Genomic DNA, 12,685 nt, shown 5'->3' with positions numbered 1-12,685 from the left:
CGCCGCCGCGCGAAGGCGGCGGCAGGAACAGCGACCAGTATACGTCTAGCCATGCGGCTAGCCGAACAGGAAGCCGACACGGGGACGAATCCAGTCGCTCGAAGCGCCAGCGTAGCCGGCGTGACCGTTGCCGTTGACGTAGCACGCGTCGGCGGAAGAGCCACCGGCCGCGGAGCGCAACCACCAGTAGCACCGAGTCCCGTTCAGGCGGTGAGCCGTATCATGGAAGATGTCCCACTGGCAATCAAAGCCGACGCTGTATCCCTTGGTGCCCCACACGCACGTTCCGTACACCTCCGTCTCGGACAGCGAAAACACCTTGCCGATATCGGCCCAGCTCCAGGAGTTGGAATCTGTGAGCGCGCCGGACGCGCTATAGCGTTCCTCCAGCAGGACGCGCTGCGTGAGCAGGTACTTCGTGAGGTTTTCGGGCAAGCAGCCCTCGAACGCATTCTCCCAAACCTTGAGGTTGCTCGCGAGGTAGGGGTGCTTCTCGTCGGCGCTGCCCTGGTTTGCGTTCGTCTTGTTCCACTGCACGTAGCTGCTGTTGACCACGTCAGGATACGTTGAGCTTACCGCGATGGGAGCGGACGACACGAACGCCAAATGATGCCCCTTGCTGCGGTCATCGCACCAAAGATAGGGGTCAACGTGCGCGAGCAGAAATCGCACGGACTGCTGCGAGGTGACGGCGGATGCGCTCACCAGGGGGACGTCCAGAAAATCGCCTATGCGAAGCCCGGCGAAGTTATTGTTCGCCACGCGCTTGTGCAGCGCGTCGTACACCGTGCCAGAGCCGATCTCGCCCGCCAGGATGGTGGCGATGTTCTGCCCGCCGTACTTGCCGAGCGCGGATTGGCGGTTGTACTCGGCGTTTGCAAGCGCCGATTGCGCGTTGTCGCGGGCGGTCTTGTCGATGACCTCGTATTCGGTGCCGCCGACCACGAGGGCTTTTGCTTGAGCCATATGTGAGCCTTACTACTTGAGGGTGATTGAGGTACCGGATGCCGTGCAGGTCGACCCGAACGTGAGCGCGCTCCCTGACGCGCTGACCTTCGAGGAGGGGCAGTAAATAACCCCATCGGAATATCTAAAGCCACCGGTGATGTTCGCTATCTCGCCGTACAGTTCGGCTATCTGCTGCTTTTGCTTCGCCATATCGGACGAACCCGCAGCGCCTTGGGCCACGTTGTTGGCGATTTGCAGCGCCGCGCTTGCGGCGGCGTTTGCGCTGGATGCTGCGCCAGATGCACTCGCAGCCGCCTGGTTGGCCCTTTCGCTTGCGGCGTCCGATGTCTCTTTCGCGGCGTTTGCGTCCTTCACGGCCTGCTCCGCCTTTACCGCGCAACCTTCTGCGCTTTCCTTTGCCGCAGCGGCGGAATCTTCGGCTTTTTTGGCCGCGCCTTCGCTTTTGGATGCATCGCTCGCGGATTGCTTCGCGCTGGCGGCGGAGCTGCTTGCCGACTGCTCGGCGGATTCTGCGGACCTTTTGGCAGCTGCTGCGCTAGCAGCAGACTCGTCGGCCGCTCCGGCGGAGGCCTTGGCGGAGGCTTCAGCCGCCGCTGCGCTAGCTTTGGACTCGTTTACCGCCGCAAGGGCATCCATCACGACATCGGGGGACGGGTTTGCAGCGGCGCCGCCATCGACCTCGCCGCTCTCAACCACCAGAAAAGGCCGCGCCATCTTCTGCGTGACGATGCGCGCATTGCCGGAAAGGTAGCCGACGAACGATACATAGAGCGCGCCAGGCCGCTCCAAGCACTCCCATGGGATGGTGACCGTGGCAGCGCCGTTCGTTACGGTCATGGAAATGCGCTTTACCGTGCCGCCGTTAGAGAAAACGGCAATCCAGGAATTCGCGCCTTTCCACTCGTCGTCGAACTCGGCATGGAGCGTATCGGCCTTGACGTTTCGGGCGATTGCCCGCTCGTTGTGGGGATGGTTGATGACGCGCTCGGCAACGGTAACGTTATGCGTCTTCATCTTCGAACTCCAGCATCCACTCCAAATCGAGCATTTCTTTCCCGGTCAGCTGGCCGATAGCGGACTTGGCGGGAATCTTATAGACATCAGGCTCGTGCTCGAGCATCGCCCATTCCGTGATCTCTTTTTCGTATGCCGGCCAGTTCGGCGAATCGAATCGCAGCTCATAGCGGCCGGTCTCGTTTCCATCATCTCCCTTTTCGGGCGTTCCGTATTCCATGACCAAATCATGGCGCAGGTCGCGGTACTCGGTCGTCTCATCCATGAGGATGCGGGTGTTGCGCGCGGCCGCGTACCCAATCAGGTCGTTGCGGCCCAAGAGCGGTTCGAGCTGCGAGATCATCTGCTCCATCTCGATGTTCTTGAACGCTTTACCCATTGAGCTTCACCGCCTCAGGCTCGGGGGCTTGGAACGAACCGCAGATGGCATCGACCGCCGACTGCGCCTCGGCCGAAACGTCTCCTACCGGCTCTTCGACGAGCCTCAGAATGTCGTATCCGTCGTTTGCCAGGCGCTCGATTGAATCCGGCTGCGCGTAGAACTGCACGCCGTCTTTTCGCGCGATGTAAAGCATTTGACCTCCTTATGCAGTTGTCATGAGTCCTTTTGTGAACGTTACCGAGGAACGATTAAGGTTCCAGTTATAGCCGCTGATGTACTCGATTTCCGGGTAGTATTGCCCATTGGTGCATTGCACGTTGTACAGCTTGCTGAACGTGAAATTCATGCTCAGGCTGGTGCCGAACGTAATCGTCTTGCTTTGGCCGACGGTGATGGTGGCGCTATTGCCATACGAATAATACGAGCCGATTCCAAACGGGCCATCCGTGAGGAGAGCGAGGCACCCGCGCCCGGCGAGACGGGCGCCGTATTTGCCCGTATCCGTCCAATAGTTGTTGAATCCAACGTACCCCGTGATATCGTTTGAGTTTCCGCCGCGAAGATAGCCTCCCGCGAGCGCGGCGTATGCCGTTCCGCTTCCGACGCTGATGCCGTCCGTGCCGACATAGACGCCGTATGTGTTGTCAATCAGGCTGCTCTTGCCGTATCTGATGCTGCTTTGCACGATGGTGAACCCGCCGATGGTGCCGCTCGTTGCCGTTATCACACCGGTCTTCGTGACCTTGAAGTAAGTTGAATTGACGACGAACGTATTGCTGTTGAACGTCACCGCACCTGCGCTGATGGTGATTGCGCTCGTATCGTTCTTGAACGCCTCGCGAACGCCGCTCATATCGATAGTCTGTTCCTGCTTGGCTCCGTCGACGCTCATCACGATTGATGCGGTGCCTCCCAGCTTGCCGGAAACCTCGAGCGAGATGCTGTTCGCAAGCTGCTTGATCTTCGATTTCGCTCCGGCGTCTGAGACGTTCCAATAGCTGCCGTCGCACACAAGCGTTGCAACATCGCCCGCGCCCCACCAATAATCCTTGGTCATAAGAGCGCCGTTCACGCGCATATACTTCGCGCCGGTGTCGCTCACGTTAAGCGTCGGGGAGCTTGCGGTATTGGCGTATGAGAACTTAACGCAGACGGTGGCGCCCTTGTACAACCGCTTAAAGCCATCGATGCTCACCAGCTTTGCAGCTGTGGCAGCCGCCGTGGTGCAGGTGCCGTACCCTTGCTCCAGCTGCTCGACCGAAAGCGTTATTCCCTCTGCGGTCTGCTTGATGTCGGATATGGCGGTGGTCACATAGGTAACGTTGCCGTCTTCATCGGTATACGGATAACCTTGCTCGATAGTCGATTTCAGCGAATCGGAAAGCTGCTCGATGCGCGATTTGCTCACGCCATCAGGCCCTTTGTAGTAAACCGCCTCCTCGATTTTTTCGGCGGTCTGCACGATGTCGGAAATCTTGCTCTCGATGGTGATTCCCTTATCGCCGCCGAAGTTATCGAGGCGTTCGCTTACCGTGGACGTGATGGAATCCTCGGCAACCTTGATGGCGGCCTCGGTGTAGCGCACGTAATATGCGATGTTGGCCACGTTGGTTTTGGTCTGCGAGCGCACATATTCAAGCGCGCCGGCAAGTCCGCCAAGCGATGAGACTATAGCCGAATGCGTGGCCTTCGTCTCGCCGAATTCCCACGTCGACTCGGCCGGTTCGCTTACGTTGATAGTCTGCTTCACGACCTCAAGCCGCTCATCAAGCCCAATCAGCGGGTTATAGCATGGGTACCATCCGTGAATCCGGATACGGTGCGCATCATATCCCAGAAGCGATAAGTCGTATCCGGTTATCGTGGTCGATACCGGAAGCTGGTTGTTTTGCTTGAGCCACCGCTCGCCTTTGTCCTTGAGGTTCGCAGGCTCGGTCACATCGTCCCATTCGTTGGTGCCCTCGATGATGCCGTACAGCTTCACCGCATCATCATCGTCTATGTAGGGTTTGCCGGCGTTCACGATTTCGATGCCCAGGCGGTCTTCGGTCTCCACCTCGCGCTCGGTCCCTTTGTCGTCGGTCTCGGTTCTCGTCAGCTTCGCACCTCGCGGGTAGAGACGAGTGATGAGCTGATCGGGCTTCAGCTCGCGCTGAGCCGATTCGATGTTGCGGCCTATGCTGATGCGCTCGAAGTGCTCATCGCCGAGCTTTTCCATGTAATCGAAGTACAGCTTGCCGTCATCGCCGTAGCGCACCTGGGACTCGCCGCCGAAAACGTCTATCAGCTTTTCCTTGATGATGTCGAAGGTGCGCTCGAAGTTCGTTCCCTTGGTGACGTTCTCCGTCGTCTTGAACGTCTGCACGGTGACGTTGCCGCGATAGATGCGCTTTTCCTTTGGCACATGTGCGTTGTGGTTTGCCAGCAGATAGTCGATGAATTCTTGCAGGCCGTTGCGAGACGTATCGCCCGCCCACGTCTTTTCCTCGGTGTATGGCTGCACGGAATCGTTCAAGTATCCGCGAAGCCCCTCGCATGTGACGCTTTTGTACGCAGCGCCGTCCGGGTCCATGGACGCGCCTGCCGAAAGCACGCGCCCCTGGAACACGGCATCACCCGTGCTGACGTCGATGCACTCGATGATTGTGGCGAACTCCACAAGCGCATCGTATCCGGGGTTCCCGGGGTAGATCGTGAACGTCATGGAATCGGTGGCGTTCACCTCCTTGGCAATCTGGCAGTCGGCCACGTGCGCGTAATCGCCGTGAACGACGGTCGGATGCCCGGAGTTGTAAACCGTTATCAGATACACATCACAACCTCCTTTCGCGCCACTTCAGCACCGCCGAGCCGCCGGTGACCGTTATCCGGTTGTCCCCGTGCTCGAGAGGGATGTCGGATACCGTCTCGCCCGAGAACGTCTGATTGAGCGAGCCTGTCTGTATGGTTACCGTGCCGGACGGGACCACCGTGAGCCTCGCCCATGCTCCATCGTTGCGAACGGTGTTTACGCCGGCATTCACCGGCTGCTCGCACCAGTCGTTCGACACCTTATAGGGGTCGACGACGAAAGAAACGGTGACCTCGGAGGAAAGCCCGTATTCGTCCGAGCTTTCCTCCATCTCCGAAAACGACCCGTGATAGTGGAAATACGGCGCATCGTCGTCGTAGATGTCAACGTCGAACGCAAATGCGCAGAACTCGCGCAGGCCGGTGACCTGCCGCTCCAAATCCTGCGGCGTGTCGGCCATGAGGTCGAACGCGAACGAGAGGGTACGTGCCTCGAAGTACGCGCGCCCTCCCAACTGCGAGAAATCGAGCTGGCCGTCCATATAGGGAACGGACTTCACTGCCGTTTTCTTGACGGGCGGACTTATGCTGCGGCTCGCGCAGCACAGCCCCAAATCGCGCCATGTGTGCACGCCGTCGATTTCGAATCCGCTCATACAGCAAGCCCCCTGTCTACGAACGTCTGGCGCGTCCCGTCCACGCTATCGCGGGCGGATGCCGTGCCCTCGGCGATGGCGCGCCCATCGAGGTTGAGCACGGTCTTCCGTTTGGCCAGCCTCTCGATCGCGTCAACGATGGCGCCGGTCCCGCGCAGCTGGGCGCGCTCCGCCGCCGTCTGCACATAGTCGACGAGCGTGGACACCGGCGCTATCGCCTCCGGACCCGCTTCACCGCCAACCATGGCGCGCCCGCCGTTGAATCCGAACAAGGTTGGACGCTTCAGCACGGCGCCTTTCGCGTACCATTCGACGCTGATAGTCTGAGGGTCGGGGATATCTCCAAGCAGGGGCACGTTAATCAGGCTGTATGTGATGTGCGGCAACGGGATGTGCGGCCACGAGACGCGAAAGCTGAAAAAGCCCTTGATTGCATCGATTACGCCTGAAACCGTGTCGCGAGCGTTGCCCATCTTCTCGCCGATCGCGTCGGCAATCCCGGAGAATATGCCGGAGACGACGGACAACACGGAATTGAACACGCCGGAGAACGTCGATGCGATGGCGTTCAGCACGCCGCCGACGGCGGCAAACATGCCGTTCAATATGCCTATGACGATATTAGATAGACCGTTTAGGATTTCCTGCGTGCCCTGCTGGGCCAAAGACCAATCGCCGGTGAAGATGCCGATGATGGCGCCCATCACCAAGTCGATGACGCCCTGCACGACCTCCATGCCTCCCTGGATAATCTGGAGGAGCGAAGCCGCGAATCCTATGGCCCCCTCGACGATGCTTGCAAACGCCATACCGAATCCCTCGGCAAGGGATGCGAGCGCAGGCAAGAGATAATCGAGGAAGAACGATACCAGCATCGAGATGTAAGGCGATGCCGCTTCGACCGCCTGGCCTATGGTCGCGCTCGCGAAGTTCCATACGTTGGTCACCACTTCGCGAAACTGCTCGTTCGTGTTCCAGAGGTAAATCAAGATGGCAACCAATGCGGCTATCGCCAATGCTGCGATGCCTATCGGCGATGACAAGAAGGAAATCCCAGAGCCTAGCGCGCCGACCGCCCCTGTTACGCCGGACACCACGCTTTGGATGTTAGCCACGATCGCGAACGCCGCGATGGCCGCGCCCGCCGCACCGAGCACCGGCGCTATCTGGTCGAAGTTCTCGATAAGCCACGTGATGCCGGGAACGACCGTGCCGGTCACGAACTGGACGGCGCCACGTAAAGGCTCCTGAAACTTGTCGTAAACCTTCAGCCCCGTTTCCTCGAACGCCGATTGCATTGTAGCCAAATCGCCGTTGAGGTTGTCGGTCATGGTGCTCGCCATGTCCTGGGCCGCGCCGTTGGCCCCGTATAGCTGGTTGCGGAAATCGCCAACAGAACCCGCTCCGGCGTTGAGGATGAGGTTGAGTCCCTTGATGGAGTCGGCCGTGAACGTCGACTGCAGGGCGCTCGCCTTCTGGGCATCGCCCATGCCGTCGGTGGCGGATTCGATGTCCTGCACGATGTCCACCATGTCGCGGTAGTTGCCGCTCGCGTCCATGACCGCCACCGATGTATCGCCGATGGCAATCTGGCCGTCCTCCATCTGCGAGGTCATGTCGCGCATGACCGCCGTTAGCGCGGTGCCGGCTTCGGAGCCTTTAAGGCCCTGGTTGGAAAGCTCGGAGATAAACGCCGTAGTTGTCTGCACGTCCATTCCCGCCGCGTTGCAGTTGGCGGCGCAGTTCTTGAACGCCTGCCCTAACTGCTCGGTGTTCGTGTTAGCGTGGCCCTGGGCATATGCCAGCACATCCGCCATCATGGCCGAATCGCTCGCTTGCAGGCCAAACGCCGATAGGTAGTCGGTCAGCAGGTCGGAGGCCGCTGCCAGGTCCATCTCGCCGGCCTGCGCGAGCGTCAAAACGCCCGCGATGCCGTCAAGCGACTGCTGCGTATCCCAACCGGCGAGGGCCATGTAACCGAACGCATCCGCCACTTGGGACGCTGTGAAGTTCGTGCTGCTGCCAAGCTCGCGAGCCTTCGCTTCGAGTTGCGCCATCTGGTCGGCCGACGCGCCGGAAAGCGCGGCAACCTTGGACAGAGACGATTCGAACGTGCTGCCAAGCTCGACGATATCCCCCGCCAGCTCCTTGGTCTTCTGCGCGCCCGTCATGAGCGCATCGGTCGCGAAGTTGCTTATGATGCCCTTCGCGACCGTGAATCCGTCACCGGCCCTCTCGGCGGCGTTTCCCAGGTCTCGCTCTTCGCTGGCAAGGCTCCGCGCGGCGGTTTCGGCCTCGTTCATCTTCGCCTTGTTCTGGGATAGCTCGGTGTTGAGCGAGCGAATCTTGCCTTCGAGCTGCTTGGCCTCGGTCGAGTCCTTCCCCTTCGCTATCACCGCGCTGGCGTATTCGCGCTGCAGCGCAGTCAGCTTCGCCTGCTGCTGGCTTATGGTCTGGGTCAGCTGGGAATACGCCGACTGCGCCTGAGACTGCGCGGCGCGCTGCTGCTCTATGGCCTGGTTGGTCTGCGTTATCTGGCTGCGCACCTTCTCCTGCGCCGTGCGGGCGGCGTTCAGCTGGTTGGTGAGCCGCTGGGATTCGGCGGAGTTCTCGCCGAAGGCGGCATTGGAACGCTCGAGCTGCGCGGTTATTGCCGCTATCTTCTGCTTGAGCGTTTCGTCTTGCTGCTGCAGGATCTTCTGCTTCGCGGTAAGCCCGTCTATGCTCGTGCCCGTGTTCTTCATCTGCGCGGCGTTCAACTTCAGCTCGCCGCGCAGCTGCGTCATGGCCGCGTTGGCCGACTTCATCTCCGCCCTGAATTCATCGGTGTTCGCCGAAAACCTGATTTCGACCTCGTTCTTCGATTTAGCCAATCATCTGACCTCCTCCCTGATTGACTCGCAGACGGCGTTATCCCATTCGTCGTACGCCTGCTTGTTCGCGACAACGGATGCCAGGAACGGCAAGCTCGCGTTCAAAAACACCTGCTCGCTGATGCCGAGAATCAGAACGTAGAGCGTGTAGGCATCGGCGGCGTCCTCTATCGGGAAGTCCGGGGCGCGGGTCTTGCGGGCGCCGCCGCGTTTGCCGCCCCTTAGCTGTCTTGCTCGGCTTTCGAACGCTCTTTGAAAGCCTTGGCTGCTTTTGGGGCGATCAGCTCCATGGCCGCATTGGTGATGACGTTGATGTCGTTGGGCAGGTTTGCTGTGAACTCGTCCTCCGTCAGGCTCCCGTCCGTGCCGCCGTTCTCCGACACATATGCGCACAGGTAGCCGCAATACACGATGGTTACCGCGCTCAGGACGTCTTTCGCGAAGCCGGTGGTGACCAGCTTGCTGAATCGCTTGTACAGGTCCTTGTCCAATGCGCTCATGCGAAGAAGCAGGCCCCAGGTGATAAGGAGCGGCACGGTGGTACCGTTGGCCATCTCGATTTCAGAAGATGCGCCCAGCTGGGCGTTGTTGTTCGGCATATCGTTCCTTTCAAATGGAAAGCGGGGCCGGAAGCCCCGCTTTTGCTACTGCTGCGGCTCGACCTCTCGGATAAGCGAAGGGTCGACGGCCATGATTTCGTCGATGCGTTTGCGCGTGATTTCGATGATCTCGCCCGCATGCTTCGTGCGCTTGCTGTACTTGTCGATGAACGAGCAGAGAACCTCGACCTTGAACTTCTCGGCCGCCATCACGCCATCACCTTCTTGACCAAATCCGGCGTGAACGAGGTCAGCCATTTGCTCTTGATGTTCTCGGCAAGGCCGGCCGACAGTGCTTCGTAGTGGCCGAAGCCGTTGTCATCGGGCGCGAACGCGATTTCGGCTTCGACCTCGGCAACCTCTTCGGAGCCGTTCTCGACCTTGTTTGCCGGGCCTGCGTTCATGACGCACTTCGGCCACGCCTTGAACTTCTCGACGTCATCCTCATCGAATACGTCGGCGGTCAAGCTGAATTCCGGGTGGATTGAGTTGCGGCCATAGCCGTACACTCCATCGGCCAACATATCGGAATCCATGCCCATGAGGGTCATGTACAGCTTCCACGGGATATGCAGCGACACCTTCAGGGTGCCGTTGCCCGTCCCGCGCGTGCGCTTCTTCACGACCACACCTCGGCATTTCTTGCTGGTGGTGATCACATCGGTGGATTCCTCCAGAGAGCCGATGCACTTAACCTCGCACGTGTCCGAGCCTACGGTGGCGTACATCGCGCGCACCTCGTACTCGGAGAACACGGTCTGCTCGATTGCAGCCATATCATTCGCTCCATTCTCTTGTCATTGCGTCTATGCACTTTTGCACGATTTCGGGGGATGCGGCTTGCGCGCCGCGCAGGAAGAAGTGCTGGCCTCCCGCATGGTTTTTCGTGTTCGAGCCGTCATCCGGGAAATAGAGGTAGCGCCAGCGCCTTTTCGTCCCCACGGACACGGCCAGGTTCTCGTCGATGTCGTAACGGGGCCAGTCGGACGCGACCGCCGATGCGCGGTGCCCTTTGAACGTGCGCCCTGACGGGTGTATCAGCGGGTTTATCCGCTGGCTGATAAGCGGCCCCGCCTGCTTGTGCAGGACGTCGTTGATGGCCTTCTCTGCGTTTTCCGGATAGGCTTGAGCCGCTGCCATGAGCCTATCGAACTCTCTCGCGCTCAGACTCACGTTGCCACTCATGATTTGCGGCCTTTCGTGAAGTAGACGCTCATCATCTCCACCACGTCGCGCGTGCCGGGCTTGGCGGTGTACAGATACTCGATATCGCGCGAGCGGTCTAGCTTCATGCCCGGTATCTTCGCCATAGCCTCGATAACGTCTAGATACATGCCCTCGGGCACGTAATTCTCGCGAACGACGGCCACCAGAAACCGCTCGGAATAGCCCGTCAGGTTCTCTTTGGTGCTGGTGTTGTCGCGAGAGAATACCGTGTAGTTCCAGGGGTCTGTTTCCTCGACCTTGGATGCCACGCCGTAGTAAACGGCATCGTCGATGCTCTCGAGCGCGGCCTGGATATCGTCAAGCGTTGCCAAAGGGAGCGCCCCCTTCCAGATAGATGAACATCTCCGTTTTGGACGTGTCTACATGGCGCACCGTGTAGATGTTGGGGCCTATGACGGCCTTGCACCCCGGCTTCACGTCAGGGTGCAGATGCGTGCGCAGCTTCGCGGACACGCTGAAGCCCACCTGTTCGGCGAACTCGTAATCCTGCGCGCGCACGGACGATTCGGCATAGCACAGCTTCACCAGGAATTCGAGATCGTCCAGGGTGGCGGCGTTCACCTTCGCCGCAAACGACGAGGCGCGCTGTTTTTCCGCGTAGAACGCCGCAACGCCGTCGCTATAGCTGGGAAGCGGCCTGTTCTTCTTCAACATACTGTTTCACCAGCCATCTATCTCGGCACTGGGCTATCTTCGTTGCGTAGTTCGCTCCGAAATCGTCCAGCGCATCGTTCCATTCGTAAAAGCAGTAGGCGAGAAACAGAACCTGCTCCGTGCCCGGCTGCTCGAAGCTGAAGCCGTCGTCGTCTATGCCGAGCAGGCCGCGCAAGTCCGCATCGGCCTGCTCCATGATGTCATCGACGCGCTCATCGGTGTCCGGGTCGCTGTACGTGATGCGCAGCTTTCGCCTTACCTGCTCGGCCAGGCCCATACCCGCTCACATCCCCTACGCCACGGGCAGCTGCTCGCCGCCGTCGGCCTGCGTTGCCACCGCATCTACGTTTTTGACGGTGATATAAGCCGGGTCAAGCGCGGAAATGTCGAGCACGATGAAGGAGGTGTTGTCATAGGCGCGACCGGCGGCGTGCTGGACCAGCTTGAACGTGCGCGTGTCGTCCAAGAAGCCGATGGAGTCATCGAACTCGATGTTGCCGTTGCGGGAGCCGCCCACCGCCAGGGTGTAATCCTCGGCGATGCCCAAAACGGCCTTGCCCTCCGGCACCGCATTGCAAACAAGCGGCTCCGTTGGGAACGGGAACAGGTTGTTCACGTAACCCTGGCCGTTGGCGGAGAGCACCGTGGTTGCGGGCATGACCTTGGTGAGGTAATCCTTCATGCAGCACAGCAAAACGACCTCGCTGAAGGTGCGCTGCTTGCCCTTCTCGGTGGTCGCGACCCTGGCAACCAGGGGGCCGTACTCGGCGGGGGCGAAGGAGGTGACCTTGACGGCGGTCTTGTCGGGGTAGCCGGTAGACTGCTCGAAGGCGCCGTTAGGATTCTTCATCATGCCGACGGGCATGCTGATGCCGGTGCCCTTGACGATGGCTTCCTCAAGACCAAGGCCCAACGCTTCGGCCATGGTCGCGCGGACAAAGGCATCCAAGAACTGCGGCCCCATGTCCAAAATGTCAAGAGGGACAATGCAGAACGCGGAATACTTCGCCTGCTTGATGTCGATGACCTTCAAGCTGCCCTTGATTTCACTGATAATCTTGGCATCGATTTCGCCCCAGCCGCCGCGCTGTACGGAGTTGTCGTTGATAATCCATTTCGTGGAGAAGCCAGCGTTCTGAAAGCGAATCTTGCTCAGCAGCGGGCGCGTCTCGACGAGGTAGCGGAGCACATCGTCGATGATGGTCTCCGGCATCAGGTCGTCCTTGTCCTCATGCTTGAGGATGTCGATGAACGCCTGCTTGGTCGTTGAGGACTTGAGTGCGGAGGACACGTTTTTATACCATGCCTGCTCGGCGGAGGTCAGCACGCGATAGCCGCGCTGCGCCAAAACGGAATCGTCCTGGGTCTTCTGGAACAGCTTGTAATCGGCGCGGATGGATTCGGCGGTCTCCTCTTGGAAAGCCTCCCATGCCTCGGTCATCACCTGCTCGTCATCGGACTTCAAGGCAGCGGTCATCTTAGCCGCTGCGCTGTTAGCGGTCAAAAGGCTCATTATTCGTT

At 59.7% G+C, this 12,685-nt stretch carries 15 protein-coding genes; all 15 read right to left on the bottom strand.

The annotated features are described in order from the left end of the window. Positions 1 to 57: 57 nt before the first annotated feature. Positions 58 to 966 carry a DUF6273 domain-containing protein gene (locus tag RDW26_RS05365; RefSeq protein WP_307982806.1) on the bottom strand — a complete coding sequence of 303 codons (909 nt, stop codon included), beginning with the start codon at positions 964 to 966 and terminating at the stop codon, positions 58 to 60. A 12-nt stretch (positions 967 to 978) separates the two neighbouring features. Beyond that, complete coding sequence (locus tag RDW26_RS05360) at positions 979 to 1,983, bottom strand: hypothetical protein (protein WP_307979952.1); 1,005 nt, start codon at positions 1,981 to 1,983, stop codon at positions 979 to 981. Continuing rightward, complete coding sequence (locus tag RDW26_RS05355) at positions 1,970 to 2,362, bottom strand: hypothetical protein (protein WP_307982805.1); 393 nt, start codon at positions 2,360 to 2,362, stop codon at positions 1,970 to 1,972. Before RDW26_RS05355 ends, RDW26_RS05360 begins: the two co-directional genes overlap by 14 nt. Then, positions 2,355 to 2,558, bottom strand: a complete 204-nt coding sequence (locus RDW26_RS05350) for a hypothetical protein (RefSeq protein ID WP_307982804.1) — start codon at positions 2,556 to 2,558, stop codon at positions 2,355 to 2,357. Before RDW26_RS05350 ends, RDW26_RS05355 begins: the two co-directional genes overlap by 8 nt. A gap of 9 nt (positions 2,559 to 2,567) precedes the next feature. Beyond that, on the bottom strand, positions 2,568 to 5,177 hold the full coding sequence (locus RDW26_RS05345) for a phage tail spike protein (RefSeq protein WP_307982803.1): 2,610 nt from the start codon (positions 5,175 to 5,177) through the stop codon (positions 2,568 to 2,570). 1 nt (position 5,178) lies between these two features. Continuing rightward, positions 5,179 to 5,811 carry a hypothetical protein gene (locus RDW26_RS05340; RefSeq protein ID WP_307982802.1) on the bottom strand — a complete coding sequence of 211 codons (633 nt, stop codon included), beginning with the start codon at positions 5,809 to 5,811 and terminating at the stop codon, positions 5,179 to 5,181. Next, a complete protein-coding gene (locus RDW26_RS05335; protein WP_307982801.1) occupies positions 5,808 to 8,684 on the bottom strand; it encodes a phage tail tape measure protein in 2,877 nt (958 codons plus the stop codon). Before RDW26_RS05335 ends, RDW26_RS05340 begins: the two co-directional genes overlap by 4 nt. Positions 8,685 to 8,905: 221 nt before the next feature. Continuing rightward, a complete protein-coding gene (locus RDW26_RS05330; protein WP_307979963.1) occupies positions 8,906 to 9,283 on the bottom strand; it encodes a hypothetical protein in 378 nt (125 codons plus the stop codon). 45 nt (positions 9,284 to 9,328) lie between these two features. Next, positions 9,329 to 9,493 (bottom strand): hypothetical protein, encoded by a 165-nt coding sequence (locus RDW26_RS05325; protein ID WP_307979965.1) that lies wholly within the window; start codon positions 9,491 to 9,493, stop codon positions 9,329 to 9,331. After that, positions 9,493 to 10,059 (bottom strand): hypothetical protein, encoded by a 567-nt coding sequence (locus RDW26_RS05320; protein WP_288577772.1) that lies wholly within the window; start codon positions 10,057 to 10,059, stop codon positions 9,493 to 9,495. The genes RDW26_RS05325 and RDW26_RS05320 overlap by 1 nt, the downstream gene beginning before the upstream one ends. A gap of 1 nt (position 10,060) precedes the next feature. Then, entirely contained in the window at positions 10,061 to 10,468 is a 408-nt protein-coding gene (locus RDW26_RS05315; RefSeq protein ID WP_307982800.1) for a hypothetical protein, read from the bottom strand. Beyond that, the gene (locus RDW26_RS05310) at positions 10,465 to 10,821 is read right to left on the bottom strand and encodes a hypothetical protein (protein WP_307982799.1); all 357 of its coding nucleotides are present in this window, start codon (positions 10,819 to 10,821) and stop codon (positions 10,465 to 10,467) included. The genes RDW26_RS05315 and RDW26_RS05310 overlap by 4 nt, the downstream gene beginning before the upstream one ends. After that, on the bottom strand, positions 10,808 to 11,164 hold the full coding sequence (locus RDW26_RS05305) for a hypothetical protein (RefSeq protein WP_307982798.1): 357 nt from the start codon (positions 11,162 to 11,164) through the stop codon (positions 10,808 to 10,810). The genes RDW26_RS05310 and RDW26_RS05305 overlap by 14 nt, the downstream gene beginning before the upstream one ends. Next, entirely contained in the window at positions 11,130 to 11,441 is a 312-nt protein-coding gene (locus tag RDW26_RS05300) for a hypothetical protein (RefSeq protein WP_307982797.1), read from the bottom strand. Before RDW26_RS05300 ends, RDW26_RS05305 begins: the two co-directional genes overlap by 35 nt. A 15-nt stretch (positions 11,442 to 11,456) precedes the next feature. Next, on the bottom strand, positions 11,457 to 12,677 hold the full coding sequence (locus RDW26_RS05295; protein ID WP_307982796.1) for a phage major capsid protein: 1,221 nt from the start codon (positions 12,675 to 12,677) through the stop codon (positions 11,457 to 11,459). Positions 12,678 to 12,685: the final 8 nt, after the last annotated feature.

The sequence above is a fragment of the uncultured Senegalimassilia sp. genome (genome assembly GCF_902464545.1).
Taxonomy (GTDB): domain Bacteria; phylum Actinomycetota; class Coriobacteriia; order Coriobacteriales; family Eggerthellaceae; genus Senegalimassilia.
Note: the sequence above shows the minus strand (reverse complement) of the source record. Positions and strands in the feature narration are given on the sequence as shown.

What these genes read in the sequence shown, in the direction of transcription:
- RDW26_RS05295 (WP_307982796.1), bottom strand. Translation starts at nt 12,677, where the DNA reads ATGAGCCTTTTGACCGCTAACAGCGCAGCGGCTAAGATGACCGCTGCC.
- RDW26_RS05320 (WP_288577772.1), bottom strand. Translation starts at nt 10,059, where the DNA reads ATGGCTGCAATCGAGCAGACCGTGTTCTCCGAGTACGAGGTGCGCGCG.
- RDW26_RS05365 (WP_307982806.1), bottom strand. Translation starts at nt 966, where the DNA reads ATGGCTCAAGCAAAAGCCCTCGTGGTCGGCGGCACCGAATACGAGGTC.
- RDW26_RS05340 (WP_307982802.1), bottom strand. Translation starts at nt 5,811, where the DNA reads ATGAGCGGATTCGAAATCGACGGCGTGCACACATGGCGCGATTTGGGG.
- RDW26_RS05355 (WP_307982805.1), bottom strand. Translation starts at nt 2,362, where the DNA reads ATGGGTAAAGCGTTCAAGAACATCGAGATGGAGCAGATGATCTCGCAG.
- RDW26_RS05360 (WP_307979952.1), bottom strand. Translation starts at nt 1,983, where the DNA reads ATGAAGACGCATAACGTTACCGTTGCCGAGCGCGTCATCAACCATCCC.
- RDW26_RS05325 (WP_307979965.1), bottom strand. Translation starts at nt 9,493, where the DNA reads ATGGCGGCCGAGAAGTTCAAGGTCGAGGTTCTCTGCTCGTTCATCGAC.
- RDW26_RS05330 (WP_307979963.1), bottom strand. Translation starts at nt 9,283, where the DNA reads ATGCCGAACAACAACGCCCAGCTGGGCGCATCTTCTGAAATCGAGATG.
- RDW26_RS05305 (WP_307982798.1), bottom strand. Translation starts at nt 11,164, where the DNA reads ATGTTGAAGAAGAACAGGCCGCTTCCCAGCTATAGCGACGGCGTTGCG.
- RDW26_RS05315 (WP_307982800.1), bottom strand. Translation starts at nt 10,468, where the DNA reads ATGAGTGGCAACGTGAGTCTGAGCGCGAGAGAGTTCGATAGGCTCATG.
- RDW26_RS05300 (WP_307982797.1), bottom strand. Translation starts at nt 11,441, where the DNA reads ATGGGCCTGGCCGAGCAGGTAAGGCGAAAGCTGCGCATCACGTACAGC.
- RDW26_RS05350 (WP_307982804.1), bottom strand. Translation starts at nt 2,558, where the DNA reads ATGCTTTACATCGCGCGAAAAGACGGCGTGCAGTTCTACGCGCAGCCG.